This is a genomic window from Xanthomonas sp. LF02-5 (assembly GCF_034105325.1).
GTDB classification, from domain to species: Bacteria; Pseudomonadota; Gammaproteobacteria; order Xanthomonadales; family Xanthomonadaceae; genus Xanthomonas_A; species Xanthomonas_A sontii.
In genome coordinates this window covers 75035-92207 of the sequence record NZ_JAXGGF010000006.1, presented here as the reverse complement: position 1 = coordinate 92207, position 17173 = coordinate 75035, and the positions used below count along the sequence as shown (strand labels likewise).

Below are 17173 nucleotides of genomic sequence, written 5' to 3'. Positions count from 1 at the left end.
GGGCCTGGAGCCCGATCATAAGCGCAGCCGCGGCCGCCCGGCGCGGCTGCGTCGGTGGCTGTCCCGCGGGGTGTCCCGGGCCAATGTGACAGTCCGTTCCATACGCTGGCGTACGAGGTCCTTGGAAGCGGTTGCGCTACACTTGCAGGCTTCGAGAAAACACATGCCATCGCGCGCGTGCGTGCGACCTACGGGAGCGTTATGAACTGGTTGAACGAGGTGCTGCAGAACGATCCGAATCCCACTGAGACCCAGGAGTGGATCGAATCGCTCAAGGCCGTCATCGATGTCGCAGGCCCCGAGCGCGCGCATCAGCTGCTGGAGGACATGGTCGAGCTGACCCGTCGTTCCGGCGCCTACCTGCCGTTCTCGCCGACCACCGAGTACGTCAACACCATCGCCCCCGCCAACGAGGCCAAGAGCCCGGGCGACGCGGCCATCGAGTGGAAGATCCGCTCGATCATCCGCTGGAACGCCATGGCCACCGTGGTCCGCGCCAACCGCAAGCCGGGCGACCTGGGCGGCCACATCGCCTCCTTCGCCTCCAGCGCCACCCTGTACGACGTGGGCTTCAACCACTTCTGGCGCGCGCCTTCGGACAAGCACCCCGGCGACCTGCTGTACATCCAGGGCCACAGCTCTCCCGGCATCTACGCCCGCGCCTTCCTGGAAGGCCGCATCAGCGAAGACCAGCTCAACAACTTCCGCATGGAAGTGGACGGGCAGGGCATCTCCTCCTATCCGCACCCGTGGCTGATGCCGGACTTCTGGCAGACCCCCACCGTGTCGATGGGCCTGGGCCCGCTCAGCGCCATCTACCAGGCGCAGTTCATGAAGTACCTCGAGCACCGTGGCCTGATCGAGAAGTCCGACCGCAAGGTGTGGTGCTTCATCGGCGACGGCGAGAGCGACGAACCCGAGACCCTGGGCGCCATCGCCCTGGCCGGCCGCGAAGGCCTGGACAACCTCATCTTCGTGGTCAACTGCAACCTGCAGCGCCTGGACGGCCCGGTGCGCGGCAACGGCAAGATCATCCAGGAGCTGGAAGGCGTGTTCCGCGGCGGCGGCTGGAACGTCATCAAGCTGCTGTGGGGCGGCTACTGGGACGCCCTGCTGGCCAAGGACACCAACGGCGTCCTCAAGAAGCTGATGATGGAAACCGTGGACGGCGAGTACCAGAACTGCAAGGCCTTCGGCGGCGCCTATACCCGCGCCAACTTCTTCGGCAAGTACCCGGAGACCGCGGCCATGGTCGCCGGCCTGTCCGACGACGACATCTGGCGCCTGAACCGCGGCGGCCACGATCCGCACAAGGTCTACGCCGCCTACCACCAGGCGGTGAACACCAAGGGCATGCCCACCGTGATCCTGGCCAAGACCGTCAAGGGCTACGGCATGGGCTCGGCCGGCGAAGCGCTGAACCCCACCCACCAGACCAAGAAGCTGGACGACGACGCCGTGCGCGCGTTCCGCGACCGCTTCAACATCCCGCTCAGCGACAAGCAGCTGGCCGACGCCGAGCAGGTGCCGTTCTACCACCCCGGCCCGGACTCGCCGGAAGTGCAGTACCTGAAGGAGCGCCGTGCCGCGATGGGCGGCTACCTGCCGCAGCGCCGCCGCAAGGCCGACCTGTCCATCCCCGCCCCGGGCCTGGACAAGTTCGAGCGCCTGCTCAAGGACAGCGGCGAGCGCACCTACTCCACCACCATGGCCTTCGTGCAGAGCCTCAACATCGCCCTGCGCGACAAGGAACTGGGCCCGCGCATCGTGCCGATCGTGGCCGACGAAGCGCGTACCTTCGGCATGGAAGGCATGTTCCGGCAGATCGGCATCTATGCCCCGTTCGGCCAGAAGTACAAGCCGGTGGACGCCGACCAGCTGATGTTCTACCGCGAAGACCAGTCCGGCCAGGTGCTGCAGCAGGGCATCAGCGAGCCGGGCGCCATCTCCTCGTGGATGGCCGCCGGCACCAGCTACTCGGTCAGCAACGTGCCGATGCTGCCGTTCTACATCTACTACTCCATGTTCGGCTTCCAGCGCGTGGGCGACATCGCCTGGCAGGCGGCGGACATGCGCACCCGCGGCTTCCTGCTCGGCGGCACCGCCGGCCGCACCACGCTCAACGGCGAAGGCCTGCAGCACGAAGACGGCTTCAGCCAGGTCATCGCCGGCTCCATCCCCAACGTGCGCAGCTACGATCCCACCTTCGGCTACGAAGTCACCGTGGTCATGCAGTACGGCATCCAGCGGATGATGCAGGAGCAGGTGGACGAGTATTACTACATCACCCTGATGAACGAGAACTACGCCCACCCGGAAATGCCGGCGGGCGCGGAAGACGGCATCATCAAGGGCATGTACCTGCTCAAGGACGCCGGCAAGCCCAAGAAGGGCGAACTGCGCGTGCAGCTGCTCGGCTCGGGCACCATCCTGCGCGAAGCCATCGCCGCGGCGGAACTGCTGGACAAGGACTTCGGCGTCACCGCCGACATCTGGTCCTGCCCCAGCTTCAACGAACTGCGCCGCGACGGTTTCGACGCCGAGCGCTGGAACCGCCTGCACCCGGAAGGCGAACAGCGCAAGCCGTTCGTCACCCAGCTGCTGGAAGGCCGCCAGGGCCCGGCCATCGCCGCCACGGATTACGTGCGCGCCTTCGCCGACCAGATCCGCGCCTTCGTGCCGATGCACTACACCGTGCTGGGCACCGATGGCTTCGGCCGCTCGGATACGCGTGCCAACCTGCGCCGGTTCTTCGAGGTCGATCGGTACTACATCGCGCATGCCGCCATTGCGGCGTTGGCGAAGGATGGGAAAATGACCGGCAAGGATGTGGCCAGGGCGATCAAGCAGTACAAGATTGATCCTGAGAAGGCTAATCCGGTTGGGGTTTGAACGGTTCACGATCTTAGCTCTAAAGAAAGGCGGCCCTGGGTCGCCTTTTTTAATGCTGCGTCGCTGCAATCCAGAAGTTGGTATTCGCATCTGAAAATCTATACGGGAGTCTGGAAATAATATGCATATAATTTTGGCGAATCACGTCAACGAGCTCCGTGATGACTTCGGCTATCAAGGTCTGGATGAGTCAAAACTTTTCGAGGCGTTTTGCAACTACTGCGTAGTTTCTAAACACTTTCTGGGTAGATTTGATCCAATTGATGTGACCACGGACGAGGATGATGCAGCCATCGATGGTATAGCCATTGTGATTGATGGGGATCTGATCACGACGATAGAAGATGCTGATGAAGTGTTCAAAACACACAAGACAAATTTGTTGGTCGACATCGTCTTTTTGCAAGCGAAAAGTGGGGAGGCATTTCACAAGGCGGATATCGCCAACTTTAAGATGGGTCTGGAAGATTTTCTGAGCCTCGATCCGAAGCTGCCAAATGGCAAGCTAAATGAAGAATCTATCGAAATAATCAAGATAGTTCTTGCAAACCTAAAAAAAGTCAGAAATAGGAGGCCAAATGTGCACGTCTACTATTGCACTTCTGGCACCTACAAGGCTGAGCGAGAAATCAAGGCCGCATTTGAGCTGATCGAGAATTACATTCGAGACACAGAGCTGTTTTTTAATGTATCCGTTACGCCGGCTGGTCGGGGCGAATTGCTGAAATTCTTCGCCGATCTGAGCGACAAGAATGAAGCAAAACTTACTCTCATTGACTACTTTGGTATGCCAGCCATGCCTGGAATACCTCAGTCGTATGTTGGGGTTGTCTCCGCTAGTAAATATGTGAAGTCGTTGCTGTGTGATTCCGATGGGGAGCTCAAGCAGTCAGTATTTGAGGAAAATGTGAGGTCCTTCCTCGGGTCAGATAATGATGTAAATGGGGCAATCCAGCGGACCTTGCAAAGCGATGAGAAACGCAAGCTATTCTCTGTCTTGAATAACGGTATAACCGTGGTTGCGCCTGAGTTGACGCTGACCCCAAATACAAGGGAGATTCATCTTACGAATTACCAGGTTATTAATGGGTGTCAGACGAGTAGTACCCTTCACGCTAACTTGGATAAGCTTACGGATGGGGTGAATGTTGTAATAAAATTCATCGAGTCCCCCGACAATGAGTCATCTGGCGACATAATTGCAGCGACAAATAGTCAGTCGGATATTCCGAAAGAGGCATTTTATGGCTTGCGGGGCAAGGCCAAGCTCGTTCAGAAGTATTTCGATGCGCGAAACCAGCGGGTCCCCGCAGAGGGTAAAATATACTTCGAGAGAAGACAGGGGGAGTTCAGAGGAGTGGGGTTGCAGGTGTCCAGGGTTTTCGACGTCAAGGAAGTGGCGCGTTGTTATGCGGCGATGTTTCTTAACCAGCCTCATAACTCTGCGCGTTACGTTCGAGCAATATTTTCAGCCAGTGGGGATAACTTGTTTCGTGAGGATGATCATGAGTCATATTACTACTGTTCGACTCTCGCTCTTTACAAGTATCAGACACTTATCAATGGCAGGAAAAACGGTGCGCAGAATTATCTGAAGTTGAGATGGCACGTTATTCAGGCTTTCAAATGGTTTGCTCACGGAAAGGTTGTTGTTCCTGAGCCAAACTCGAAGAAAGCGGATGCGTACGCCACGAAGATGATAGACGTTCTTCAGTCTGACGATCGTGCATATATCCCCATCTTTGAGAAATGTCAGAAAGCGATCGACAACGTCGGCTTTCCAACTACAGACTCGCTGAAGCGCGGCAGATTCTCTCAGGATTTGGCGGACTACATCCGTCAAGAACTTGGGGGATAGGAAGACAAGGGTCGGAGTTACTCTGACCCTAGTTTTTGGGTCCAAGGCTACCGGGATTTAGGAGTCTATAAGTTAGCCCACCCTGCGATGTGGGCGGCGAGCCTTACGGCGAAGGCGCGTAGCCCGGTGGATTGAGATAAGTCTCGGTAGCTACCGTCCAGGCGTGCAGCCCTAGGGGAGGCAATTATCGTTGCCTGCGAGTAGAGGCCTTCCCGCATCAATCGTCGGCAGAGTACCTCGTATCTAGTTAAATAAGAGGCGCCCTGGAACTCAAATGAAACGGGAAAATGAGGGGATCTATCTCGCACGGGACGATTGGATTTTTCGCAGTCTTCGACAAGAATCAACCAGCCAGTGAAGGGTGGATGCTGATCACCAAGGGCCCCTTCCCGTATGGCGGTGGCCAGGTCGTGGGCTGTGCCGATAGCCTCCTCAGCACGATTATTAAAGTTGTTGCCGAAGGAGGGGCCGACATGACTCTTTAATTCGATTGCAGCAACGAGTTTTTTATTGCTAAAAACTAGCACGTCCCATAGCTTGGTCGGTCGATAGAAACCAGGCAACGTAAGGTTAGGGCGACCGGATACCCATATGTCCGCGTCAGGCAGCCCATTCTTGCGGACTAATCCCTCGATCATCGCTAGAAAGCCATCCATGTTGCGGCCGCCTAAAACGCCAGCACGCTCGCCGCCCTGACTGCGCTCCTCGTCGTTTTCGAGCGCACTACTGCGCCCTGTCCAAAACTGTGCGACGCCTAAACGCGTCAAGCGGTCGTAGTCGGATAAGTCCAATGTCATGTGTGCTCCTAATAGATCGACGCGATGATTGTGCGCTCTCTTTCACTCAGTTCAAAGAGATTGAAAGTGGCTTGGCTAGCCTCTTTTAAATTGGCTGATGTGGCGGCTTTCCGAAGTGCTTTCCGAATGTGCGGAGCGACATCTGCCCAGTGTGGAATACGAATACGTCGCAGATACTGAGCTTGAAAGCGCAAAGAGCCGCCGCGCATTTTAGTGGAGTAAGTGGCTACGAAAAGTTGGGCCAATCCCGACATCAGTACAGCTTGGAGTGCCCGGAGGTCCCACTCTGCGGCTGTAATGAAGTAAAGGTTGTGGTGCGGGTATAGCCGCCCGTCTTCGTAAACAAAGTGCGCACTGCCTTTAATGTCGGGTACCAGTAGCTTCGGTGCGCTTGCTAAGGCTGGATAAATACGATCTATAGTGCGGAACCAACGCTCGGGGTTGCGCTTTGCGACGTTCCGGGCCTTGATTTTAGGCGCGTGATTGCCGAGATAGGCCGCGAACCGCGGATAGCGCGCAAGGTCAACGAGCTTGCCATCGTCTTCGAATGGGTTGAGTACGCCCATGCCCTGCCATTTAACTGTGCCGTCCCATATGTCTTGCGTTCGCACTAGCGGAAGTTTGCGAGATGGTTCCACGTCCAGTTTGTCGAAGTCCGCGATGTAAACACTGTCGTTGCCAGTTGCGACACCAATGCCGACTTTGCAACCAACTTCTTCAAGAGTTGGGAAGTCCCGTTCCAAGCGACGTACCAGCGCGAGCTGGTCAGGTTGATGCAGAATCCATGGTTCAGAGCCATTCGTCACATCCGCCATCTCAGAGACGCCGCTATCCCCGGGAGGCCTACGAGATGTCATGGCTTTTGCCAAGGCAGTGAGCGTTGAAGCCTCAATCTCAGGTCGATATGCAATGCGTGTTGGACGGGCTTTTGCCTCAGGTCTAGCGTTCTCAAGTACAGTGATCGCTGGATAAGTCATGACGTCGGTCAGAAAGGCTGACTTTCCGACAAGATCTATGAAATGAGTGAGCGCAAAACGCTCTGAAATCATCGCCCGAAGGGCGGCGCCATACTTATTCTTTGTCCAACGATCTGTGCAAATGAAACCCAGCCGTCCGCCAGGGCTTAAGGCATCAAGGCAGCGTTCGAAGAAGGGTATATAGAGATCAGCCCTGTCGTACAGTGTATGGAAGCGTGCTCGATACTTTGAGAGCAGTGCTGAAGGGATCAGTTCCTGTCGTACATAAGGAGGATTTCCCACTACGAAGTCGAACTTATCCGGCAGCGGTGCCAGAAGGAAGTCAGCACATACAAGCCAGTGGCGGGCCAGCGCTTGAGCCGCAGGCTTCTTGATCCCAAGCCTCATGAGTTCAGCGACAACAACCTTTCTGGCAGTGTCTAAGCTAGCCCCATGTACTTCGAAAGCGAGGATCGCGGGTGACAAAGTCTCTACAGCACTAGATAGATCTCCGCCATGAGCGCGAAAGGAACGGACCAAGCGCCCAATCACTGGCAGAAGAAAGTCCGCGTGCCCAGCCGCTGGCTCCAAGAGCTTCGCGGATGCAAGTGCTTGATCTTCGGTGTACCCCACGAGGTCCAAAATGAAGTCAACCACTTCACGCCGAGTGAAGATGGCACCACGCTCCTCGACGTACGCGGAGGCAGGACGGTGTGCATGGTCGTTCAGTTCGTCGAGTGCCGGGTGGGGTAGCCCGGCTTGATCAAGGTTCACGCGGAAAGCTCTCAAAAAGTCAGAAACGAAGGTAAACAGTACCGGTTCGCACAAGCTGCGACTAGCGGTAGTTCGGCCTCAAGTGGCTGTGTATAAGAGAACAAGGTTCAGTTTGAAGGCTGGTTTTTCTGCCGTTGACACCGCGCACTACGGATGGCAGCCTTGGTGGCAAGGAGCGTCGAAACTCCTCACGTAGCGGTACCCACCTCCGACAAACCGGTGGGTTTTTTGTGTCCGATCTTCGGGCGCAAGCCGACGCGATGCCTGCGTCGGGAGGGCGGCTAATACAACACCCTTTGGGGAAATACGCCCGCCGTCTACGTGCGGTTTCGAACCTCCCGACTTCCCGTCCGCCATGCGTGGCGGCCGGACCCCTTCATGGAACGAGGAGGCAACGATGGCGCACGACCGTTTGGACGACGAAGACATGCCCGGCTATTTCCTGCCGGAGGACAGCCAGTTCCGCCTGGCGAAGCTGCGCGACCACGTGCGCTTCCTGGTCCGGCTGGCGCAGCCACGCACGCAGGCCGAGGAGCGCGCCGCCGAACCCAAGGTGCGCATGGGCGAACTGGCGCTCTGTCTGGAACTGCTGGCCGAGCAAGTGGACCTGGTGCTGGGCGCGCTGTCCTATCCCGCCCAGCGGCCCGACACGACGCGCGGCGCCTGGTCTGATGCCGCTATCCAAGCAGCAACGGACGCTGGCAGCGGCACGTTCTGGATCACGCAGGAGCAGATCGACAGGCTCACGCAACTGGCCGAGACCGTCTCCGCCAATGCCCGGATAGTGGCGGCCGGCGATGCGGCCGAGCGTGCGGGGCAGGCTTTGCCGGAAGTGGGCAGCACGCTCTGCGCCGCAGCGAACGACGTGCGTGAACTGCTGCTGCAGATCGCACAACAGCCGCTGCGCGAACCGGCGTCCAACCGCGTACGAGAAGAGCGGGCTGTCTATGCGCTGGACTCTGAGGCGCCGCCTGGAGAAAGCGGGTGGCTGCATTGATCCTAGCTCGGTTGAGGCAAGAACATTCAGCAAATTAAGGCGCTTGGTGACCTGTGGAACGTCCCGGGCCTAGTTGCTATCTTCCGCACATACGAGCCGCAACCCACGTCCAAGGAGTGACCGATGGCTGAGCAAGAGCGATCAAGCCCGAGTTTTCCAGTGGCCGCGCTAGTGATGGTGATGACGTTGATCACCTCGTGTGCTACCACCGCTTCCGCGAGCAAATCTCCGTCGTTCTCTGGGGAGTGGGCGTATGCCAAGAAATGCGACTTGGGCCACTATCTGAGCCTGCATCTGCAGCAACATGGCGATCGCGTGACGGGAGATTGGAGCGAGGGGACCAACGTTCGCGGCAATGATGGGCAGTTGCAGGGAGAGGTGCGTGGAGACACGTTGTATGTCCGCTACTGCAGCGACGACGGAGGAAAGAGCTACTCCGCCTGCCCGGCGTTCTCCGAGCGAGAGGATCAGTTCAAGCTGGAAAATGGACAACTCATTCGATATGAGAAGTATGGTTCCAGCTATCGTCGCACTGTCGCGCTTTATCCGGATGTCGCAGGTAAAGACGTGCCTTATGACAAGGATTGTTCGGATCCGGAGGACGCACAATGAGTACGCTCACAGACAAGGAGTTGCGTGCAACCCTGTACTTCGCTGTGGGTGTCACCTCCGAGAGTCGATACGATGCATATCGACTGTTTGTCGCAGGCGACAAGGCCTCAACGCCAACGCTCGAACCAGCGGACAGCAGTGGTTACTCGATCGGTACCATCCAGACGGACCTGGGGCAGCACTACCAGCCCAATGATCCTAACGGCGAGAACGTTCCGAGGGACCTGATCAATGCATACCAGGACTGGGCGAGGGCGCATCAGCCGCAGTCGGTGTTGACCGACGATCAGGCGGCAAGAGCGATCGCGGATCTTGGCCGTGATGGAGATGCGATCAGAAACGACCATGGACGCCCGCTGGATGCGGATGTCAAATCGCGGTTGGATACGTTCTTGGCCTCGGATGCCGGTATCACGTGGGTGCACGACCGCGATGTCGCTCAGATCGATAAGTTGATGGATCGCGCCATCGCGCCGCTGCAGCGAAGCAACCTGTATCAGAACGCGTCACTCGACGACCAAGTGAAACTGGCGGCCATGGTTGGCAAGGCATACAACCAAAACGAAGTACGTGCCGCAACAATGATTCGTAAGCTTGAGGGGAACCAGTATGACTCTGTGGCAGACGTCAGTGCTGCCATTGACGGTTTTCTCCCCAAGCGCTCAGGTCAGAAAGACTATTTTGAGCTGGGCCGTGACGACGCCTTGAGGGGTGCGGCGGTCGTCAACTTGCTGCGCAACGCGAATCGAGAAAGCCCACTCTCGACTGCGTGGGCAAGTGTCCTGGCGGATCCACTCGTCAATCCAACCGCCCTCAATGCAGATAGGGCGCATCAGAACTTGCCGCACGAGTACCCCGTCATCAAGAACTTGTTCATCCATGACGATCGCGCAGGGCAGTTCATCGGTGCCCTGGATAGAGGCGGGGCGCATCAGTATGGCCCTACCGACCGCGCGCATCCGGAGCGCTTCAATGGGCCAGGCTTCTATGCCGCAGGCAATGATCTGGTCAACTGGAACAAGCATGGACAGGGCCATGCGTTCTTGAACGGTGAGTGGAGTTCTGTCGCGCGCGAGAATCTGACACGCGCCCGAAACCACGATGGCACCACCGATCTCAACCTGCAGCAGGGAGGCCAGACGCAACGGCTGCTGCATGTGGATCCTCATGCACCCGAACTCCGGCCTGCTCCGCAACAGCATGGTGGCCGGACCGGCCCCGACAATCCTGCGCACCCTGATCACGCAATGCTCCTGCAAATCAGAGACGGAGTGCAGCGGCTCGGGAGTCAGGCTGGCGTGCCATTCGATGAGAACAGTGAGCGTGTGTGCAGGAGCCTTCTCGCAGCCTGCAAGGACAACGGAGATCAGTATCCGAATGTTTCCAGTGCATCGCTCTCCGGCAATGCACTGACAAGGGTGGATCATGTTGTCGCCGGGCCTGAACGCCTTATCGCTGTTCAAGGAGAATTGAACGATCCTGCCCACCTGCGCGCGCATGTGCCAGTGCAGCAGGCGATGCAGACTCCGGTCGAGCAGTCAGATGCCAAGCTGATGGCGGCGAACCAGGTCATTGCTCAGGAGCAAGCGATGACACAGCAGCGCGAGGTGTCCAGAAATCAAGGCCAAACCCTCGGTTGATCTGATGAAGGAGGCGTCGCTCGTAACGGATAGTGCGCAGGCCTGCTCCTCCAGGGTCGAACAGTCCATCACGATGCGCTAGCATCCCCCGCACACGATGGCGCGCGGCGCCGTCTCTTCAGGGGGACATCGATGAAACATTCCATGCTGGCCACCGCCGTGGCGGCCTTTTTGTGCGGCTGTACCGTGGTCTCGCCCGATCCGGGGCAGCAGGCGGTGCTGGTGGACAAGCCGCTGCTGTTCGGCAAGGGCGGCATCCGCCTGGACGACGTGCGCGATCCCGGCCGCACCTACACGTGGATGACGACGTCGGCGGTGTACGTGGACACCACGCCGCAGACGGTGCAGGTGGCCTTCGACGACTTCTCGTCCAGCGACAACATCCTGTTGGACTTCTCCACGCAGATCCAATACCGCATCACCGCGCCGGCGCGGCTGCTGTCCGGCTTCGGCCAGGACTGGTTCAAGAACAACGTCGCCAGCCAGTACGCGGCGATCGTGCGCGACCAGGTCAAGCGCTACGACATGACGCGGATGATGAGCGACCCGGACACGGCACGGAAGATCGATGACTCGGTCACCGAGAACGTGCGCGCCCTGGTCAAGGAGCAGGGCCTGCCGATTCAGATCCAGAACATCACCCTCGGCCGCGCCCGTCCCAATCCCGACGTGCTGCAGCAGATGAACCTCACCGCGGCGCAGCAGCAGCGGGTCAAGACCCTGGTGGAAGCCACCACCGCCGAGCGCCAGCGCGAGCAGGAGCAGGTGGCGAAGGCCGATGCGGACAACGCCTACCGCAACCGCATGGGCCTGACCCCGGAGCAGTACCTGGCCAGCCAGATCGCCGAGATCAACGCCGAGGCCTGTGCCAAGGCGCAGGCCTGCTACATGGTGCCGTCGGGGACGTCGGTGATCGCCAAGTAGCCCGACGCGTACAGGCGGGTTCGAGTGGCCCGCCGTTTGCGGACATGGGTTGTGCCATGCGCGTCGCCGATGCGGCGCGCCGGCAGCGGTTGTCGCCGTGCCGCGGGTCTGCCACTGTGACAGCCCTGTCCTGCGAGGAGAACCGCAGATGGAGCCCGCACAATCCTTAATGTCGCAGCGCCCGCCGGCGACCCGCCTGTTCGCCCTGCTGGCACGCGACGCCCGCACCGGCGTGATCTTCCGCCGCGGGCCGAGCAAGCAGGTGCAGTTGATCCACTGGGATCTGCGCGACGACACGTTCGTGCACGGCCAGTGGTTCAAGGGCCGCATCTACGAGCGACGCTGCGATCTGTCGCCGTCGGGGCGGCTGCTGGTGTACATCGCCTCCAAGCAGCGCGGCGACTTCGGCACCTGGACCGCGCTGTCGCGGCCGCCGTTCTTCACTGCGCTGGCGCTGTGGCCGAAGGGCGACTGCTGGGGCGGCGGCGGGATGTTCGAGGACGAGCGGACCTTGTTGTTGAACCACCGGCCACGCGAGGGGCGGGATCCTTTTCCGATGCCGACCGGCTTCCAGTTGCCGCACCATCTGCAGGTGCGGCCGTTCGGCACGCATTCGGGCGGCGGCGAGGACGAGCCGATCGACGGCGTGTTGCGCGAACGCGATGGCTGGCAGTTGCGCGATGACGGCGAGGGCGAACGTGGCGGGCTGCGCAGCGGCGCATTGTTCCGCTTCAGCCGCCCGCGCGTGCGCGAGAAGCTCGGCGCCAATGGCCGCCGCCTGCAGTCGCTGCTGCATGCGGTCGGCCAGGAAAACCATGCCTGGTATGGCCAGGATCACCGGGTGCTGGATCGCGACGGCGCCGTGCTGGTCGACCTGCCGGGCAGCGACTGGGCCGACTGGGATGGCGGCGACCTGGTGTTCGCGCGCGAGGGCAGGCTCTATCGTCTGCGCAAGAGCGACTTCCGCGAAGTGGCGCAGCGGGGTGCCCAGGTATTCCGGTTGCTGCACGATTTCAGCGGCGCACGCTTCGCGCCATTGGCGCCGACGGCGGATGCGCTGAAGTACTGACCGGCTTTTGTGCGGTGCCTTATGTAAACCTCTGGGAACACGTGCCGGTAAATGGCGTTGCTTTAGAAGACCTTTAGCGGCGGCCGGCGTGCACCTGTAGGAGCGGCTTCAGCCGCGACAACGCCATCCGTGGAGATGCAGCATCCGCCCGACCGGCGGCGTGCGCGCCGCGCCTCACTGCCGCGGAACACCCAGCAGAAACTTCAAGCCATGGGTGAGCCCGCGCGGCGCAACGCTCAGGTGATCCTCGTCGTCCAGCACGTCCAACTGCAGGCGCAGCGACGGATAGTGCCGTCCGCGCAAGGTCTGCACCATCTGCTGCGCGTCGGTCACCATGTCGTAGCGCTTGCCGTAGCGGCGCTGTTCGTACTCGCCGACATACATGTAGACCTGTGCCGGCAGATCGCGGTGACTGGAGGCGAAGCGCGCTTCCTCGGCGCGCATGGCATGTTCGCCGAACCAGTCCGATGGACTGCCCAGGATGTAGCCGGAAAACAGCTCGGGTGTGCTCAGCAGGATCTGCGTACCGAGCAGGCCGCCGTAGGAATGGCCAAGGAACAGGCGCCGCGCTTCATCGGTGCGATAGTGCTGCGCAACGAAAGGGAGCACTTGGTCGCGCAAGTACGCAATGTAGGTGCTGGAACCCCCGTGAGTGGCACCGGCGGCCGCAACATCGCCGTCCTCGGTGGTGGGCGTGTAGTCGCGGCGCCGGCTCGGCATCGGCTCATCGCCGAGTGCATATGACAAGCCGACCAGGATGAAGTCCTCGATAGCCGGACCTTCGCCGTTCAGGCGCCGCGCGATCTGCCGCGCCACAGGAAACGCGTAGTCGGCATCGGTGGCGTACAGCACCGGGTAGCGCCGCTCGGGGTGATCCACATAGCCGGCAGGCAACGCCACGAACACCTGGTAGGTGCGGCCGGACAAGCGATCGGGGACATCCCACACTTCGGTCCCGGCCAGTTCGTACGGCGCACCGCTGCCGCGCTGACCACCGAGCTGCGCCGCTACCGTGCGTGCGGGAGGTGGCACCGGTTGCGTGGTGGCCTCCTTCGTTGCCGACGCTGCCGCAGGCGCCTGCGCCGTGTTCGTGCACCCGGCGAGCAGAAGGCACGTCCAGACCAGCCAAAGCGCTTTCCTCATTCCGTCGTTTCCGTTTGTTCGGGTCCGCGCGCCAGTCGGCGCATCTGCATGGTGCCATGGCGGCGCGAGTGCCTGCGCCTCGCGTGTTCTGCATCGCGCGCGCACCCGCGCCGCGGCGCCCGCGGTCTATGTCGATTGGACGTGCGAAAAGGAGATTCTGGCGCTGGCGGCTTCCCTCTGCATGAAAGGTCGATTAGGTTGCCTGCACTTGGGGGGAGTCGCATGCGTATCGCGTTGGTCATCGTCGTTGCCGTGGCATCGCTCTGGTTGCTTGCTGCAGGACGTACTACGGCGCAGGCCGGGCGGCAAGCCCCGGTCAGGGTCGCCTCGGTCTCGATCCAATACACGTACATGGGGTGGGGGTACGTCGATGAACGTTTCCAATTGGTTCCGGCGCGCAACGGCATGGGGTTTGTCATGCGCTGGACGGATCAGGATGGGGCGAGGCACGCCGAGCAGGTGGTCGCTACGGACAAGGTGATGGCGCTGTTCGCGGCGGCACGCGCGCCTCGCATCGACCGTGCTACCGGGCTGGACGTGTTGCAGCAGCGGGCGATGGCGCCAGCGACCATCGCCAGAATCCGCAATGCGCTGTTTGTCGATCGGAATTGCCCACCCCTACAACAGCGCCAACTGCGTGCCGCGCAAGTGAATGGAGATGGCGTGAGAGACGCGCTCGAGCGGCTCTATGGCGAAACTATTCCATGGACCGACGATAGCCCGTCCATGACGGTCCGCATCGTGCCCGAACGTGGGGCGCCACTGGTGTTCCATTCGCAGTCGCAGAAGCCGTTCATGCTGGCGTGGATCCGCGGCATGCCCGGTGGCCGAAAAGATGAGGAGATGGATGGCCCAAAGGCGACCTGGTCGCTGCAGCTCACCGATGCGCTTGTGGAGATCCTGCCGGCCCTGTCGCCTGCACGAAAGCGCTTGGCGCGCGAGCAACTGGTGAGGGTATTGGCTCGGAACCTGGAGCGCCGCTCTCCTTTATCCTGCTCGCAGGATCGTGGCAACGCGCACGCAGGGAGTTGAATCTTCGGTGCCTGGCTCTTGCAGGTGAGTCGGCCAGGCAGGGCGCGCAACCGGCTGACAGGTGCTCCTTGGTGTCGTACGCATGTGTGCGTATAGACTGGCAACTCCATACTGGGGGCGTCCGATGAGAGTACTTCGCTGCCTGTTGCTGCCGGCCCTGCTGTGCTTCGCCGCATTCGCCCAGGCCCAGGACGACACGCGCCGCATCGCGGTAACCATCGACGACCTGCCGTGGCAGCGCATCGAGCAGACGCCGCCGGCCCAGTTGCCGGCGCTGCATGCGCAGTTGATGGCCTCGCTGCGGCAGGCGCAGGTGCCCATCATCGGCTTCGTCAACGAGGACAAGCTGGAGCAGGATGGACAGGTGCAGCCGCAACGCGTGGCGATGCTGCGCGACTGGCTGGATGCCGGCTATGCGCTGGGCAACCACACCTACGGCCACGTGAACCTGCATCAGGTCGGCGTGCCGGCGTACGAAGACGCGATCGTGCGTGGCGAGCGCACGTTGCGGCCGTTGCTGGCCGAGCGTGGCCAGTCGTTGCAGTGGTTCCGTCATCCGTATCTGGCCACCGGCCGCAGCGTCGCCGACCGTGAGGCGGTCAACGGCTTCCTGGCCGCGCATGGCTACCGCATCGCGCCGGTTACGGTGGACAGCGGCGAGTGGGTATGGGCATTCGCCTACGCGCATGTGCTGGACGAGCCGGCAGGCCCGGCGCGCGACGCCATGCTGCTGCGCCTGCGCAAGGGCTACGTGCCATACATGCTCAACAAGCTGGATTTCTTCGAGCGCGAATCGCAGGCCCTGTTCGGCCGCCGCATCCCACAGGTCTGGCTGATGCACGCCAACGCGCTCAACGCTGCCGCATTCCCGGATCTGATCGCGGCCACGCGCCGTCGCGGCTACGCCTTCATCGGCCTGGAGGAGGCATTGCGCGATCCCGCCTACACCCACGCCGAGGGGTACACCGGTCCTGGCGGGATCAGCTGGCTGCACCGCTGGGCGATGGCCGAGGACAAGCCCAAGGACTTCTATGCCGGCGAACCTGTGGTGCCCCGTTGGGTGTTCGCGCTGGCTGGGGTGGATTCCGAGTAGCATGCGGACGCGCCGCCTGCAGGGATCTTGGCTGGCGCCTGCGCTTGCCGATCCGGCCGTCGGGCAGGTCCTTGTCCCCCAGGTGGGCTGGACCTGGGGCGAGCGGCTAAACTTCTTGCCGTAGACGGGGATAGTACGTTCAAGGGCAAGCCTCGCCTACGACGCGTGCCTGGCAGCGTCATCCAGCAACGGGAGAACGAAGTGAGCGTGCAGATCGACAGGAATGATGCGCTGGCGCTGGCGCTGAGCGCCATGCAGGGCGCGCGCGACGACGAGGCCATGACCTTGCTGAGGGCGCTGGCGGCGGCCGAGCCCGATTTCGCCGAGGCGCACTACCTGCTTGCCGCCCAGTACGCGCAGTTGGGCGACATGGCCGCGGCCGAGGCCGGCTTTCGTCATGTGTTGCGCTTGTCGCCACAGCAGTCGATGGCGCGGTTCCAGCTCGGCCAGTTGCTGGCGCTGGCTGGCCGGCCGGCGGAGACCATCGAGGTGTTGGCGCCGCTGGCGCAAGCGGGGGAAGGCGCCTTGGCGGCGTATGCCGCGGCAATCAGTTGCTGGGCGGCGGCAGACATCGAGGGGGCCATTGCGCTGTTGCGTCAGGGTCTGGCCGAGCCGCAGCAGTTCGACGCGCTCAAGCAGGACATGGTGCAGTTGCATGGGCGCCTGACCGCCATCGCGGCCGGCACTGCGGAAGGCATTGCGACCGAGGAGGCCTCGCCCGTGCATGGCGCCTCGCTGTATCTGTCCAACTATCGGCGTTACAACTGAGTTCCATGGCGATCGACCGGCTCTCTCCGACCGCAGCGCTGATCGCCGCCATCCGTGGCGAAGCCATCAAGCGTGGTGGTGTGGGCAAGCCGGGCGCCGCGAGCAAGGCGCACACGGCGGCGGCAGAGCAGCAAGGCCGAGGCGAGCGCCCGTCGGTGGCCCAACTCCGCGGCCAGCTGTCGGAGTTGGTCGCCTCGGTCGCGGCCGAGGATCCGGCCGCCGTCAAACGGGTGCGCCCTGCCCTGATCCGGACCGTGCTGCTGTGGCAGTTCGGCCCACAGTTGCGCGAGCGCCCGCAATGGCAACAACTGATGGAGCGGATCGAGCAGGAGCTCGATCGACGCGACCCGTCCATGCAGTCGCTCAGCGCCTTGGTGCGCGACCTGCAGAAGGGATCGGGTCAACCGTAGGCACCAGGCGCCTGCTGGCACGACAGCGTCCGGCCCAGTCATTGGAAAGCGCGCGCCCCGGTCTATCGCGTGCTAAGGCGGGCGTGCTTGCATGTCCCATACGCGCTTCCCCTTTTAAATCATTGGCTTGAGTCGAAGCCTGAGGGCCGCCAACGTTGCCCCGGCAGATGCCGGGCGGGCCGCTAAACTTATTTTCGCTTCCTGGGAT

General features: G+C 61.4%; 14 protein-coding genes. 11 read left to right on the top strand and 3 right to left on the bottom strand.

Annotated elements, in window-relative coordinates:
* The first annotated feature begins 201 nt into the window (after positions 1–201).
* Positions 202–2892, top strand: a complete 2691-nt coding sequence (aceE, locus tag SLW52_RS15920; RefSeq protein WP_320740691.1) for a pyruvate dehydrogenase (acetyl-transferring), homodimeric type — start codon at positions 202–204, stop codon at positions 2890–2892.
* Between the two features lie 121 nt (positions 2893–3013).
* On the top strand, positions 3014–4750 hold the full coding sequence (locus SLW52_RS15915; RefSeq protein WP_320740690.1) for an AIPR family protein: 1737 nt from the start codon (positions 3014–3016) through the stop codon (positions 4748–4750).
* Between the two features lie 65 nt (positions 4751–4815).
* Here the strand turns inward: SLW52_RS15915 and SLW52_RS15910 are convergent, their stop codons facing one another.
* Together SLW52_RS15910 and SLW52_RS15905 are read right to left on the bottom strand one after the other, a co-directional pair.
* Complete coding sequence (locus SLW52_RS15910; protein WP_320740689.1) at positions 4816–5547, bottom strand: PaeR7I family type II restriction endonuclease; 732 nt, start codon at positions 5545–5547, stop codon at positions 4816–4818.
* Between the two features lie 8 nt (positions 5548–5555).
* Positions 5556–7277, bottom strand: coding sequence for an Eco57I restriction-modification methylase domain-containing protein (locus tag SLW52_RS15905; protein ID WP_320740688.1), 1722 nt, complete (start codon positions 7275–7277; stop codon positions 5556–5558).
* Positions 7278–7674: 397 nt separating this feature from the next.
* Here SLW52_RS15905 and SLW52_RS15900 point away from each other — a divergent pair, with 397 nt between their 5' ends.
* From SLW52_RS15900 to SLW52_RS15880, 5 genes are all read left to right on the top strand, one after another.
* The gene (locus tag SLW52_RS15900) at positions 7675–8274 is read left to right on the top strand and encodes a hypothetical protein (protein ID WP_320740687.1); all 600 of its coding nucleotides are present in this window, start codon (positions 7675–7677) and stop codon (positions 8272–8274) included.
* A 123-nt stretch (positions 8275–8397) separates the two neighbouring features.
* A complete protein-coding gene (locus SLW52_RS15895) occupies positions 8398–8886 on the top strand; it encodes a hypothetical protein (RefSeq protein WP_320740806.1) in 489 nt (162 codons plus the stop codon).
* Positions 8883–10526, top strand: coding sequence for an XVIPCD domain-containing protein (locus tag SLW52_RS15890; protein WP_320740686.1), 1644 nt, complete (start codon positions 8883–8885; stop codon positions 10524–10526). The genes SLW52_RS15895 and SLW52_RS15890 overlap by 4 nt, the downstream gene beginning before the upstream one ends.
* A gap of 144 nt (positions 10527–10670) precedes the next feature.
* On the top strand, positions 10671–11450 hold the full coding sequence (locus SLW52_RS15885; RefSeq protein ID WP_320740801.1) for an SPFH domain-containing protein: 780 nt from the start codon (positions 10671–10673) through the stop codon (positions 11448–11450).
* Positions 11451–11619: 169 nt separating this feature from the next.
* The gene (locus tag SLW52_RS15880) at positions 11620–12519 is read left to right on the top strand and encodes a hypothetical protein (protein WP_320740684.1); all 900 of its coding nucleotides are present in this window, start codon (positions 11620–11622) and stop codon (positions 12517–12519) included.
* 174 nt (positions 12520–12693) lie between these two features.
* On the opposite strand, the gene SLW52_RS15875 is transcribed toward SLW52_RS15880, so the two are convergent.
* Positions 12694–13662 (bottom strand): alpha/beta hydrolase-fold protein, encoded by a 969-nt coding sequence (locus SLW52_RS15875; protein WP_320740683.1) that lies wholly within the window; start codon positions 13660–13662, stop codon positions 12694–12696.
* Positions 13663–13884: 222 nt separating this feature from the next.
* On the opposite strand from SLW52_RS15875, the gene SLW52_RS15870 reads away from it, so the two are divergent.
* The 4 genes from SLW52_RS15870 (at position 13885) to SLW52_RS15855 (ending at position 16965) form a co-directional block, all read left to right on the top strand.
* Entirely contained in the window at positions 13885–14694 is an 810-nt protein-coding gene (locus SLW52_RS15870; protein ID WP_320740682.1) for a hypothetical protein, read from the top strand.
* A 124-nt stretch (positions 14695–14818) separates the two neighbouring features.
* Positions 14819–15787, top strand: coding sequence for a polysaccharide deacetylase family protein (locus SLW52_RS15865; protein WP_320740681.1), 969 nt, complete (start codon positions 14819–14821; stop codon positions 15785–15787).
* A gap of 201 nt (positions 15788–15988) precedes the next feature.
* Complete coding sequence (locus SLW52_RS15860; protein ID WP_320740680.1) at positions 15989–16555, top strand: hypothetical protein; 567 nt, start codon at positions 15989–15991, stop codon at positions 16553–16555.
* A gap of 5 nt (positions 16556–16560) precedes the next feature.
* Positions 16561–16965 (top strand): hypothetical protein, encoded by a 405-nt coding sequence (locus SLW52_RS15855; RefSeq protein WP_320740679.1) that lies wholly within the window; start codon positions 16561–16563, stop codon positions 16963–16965.
* Positions 16966–17173 lie beyond the last annotated feature (208 nt).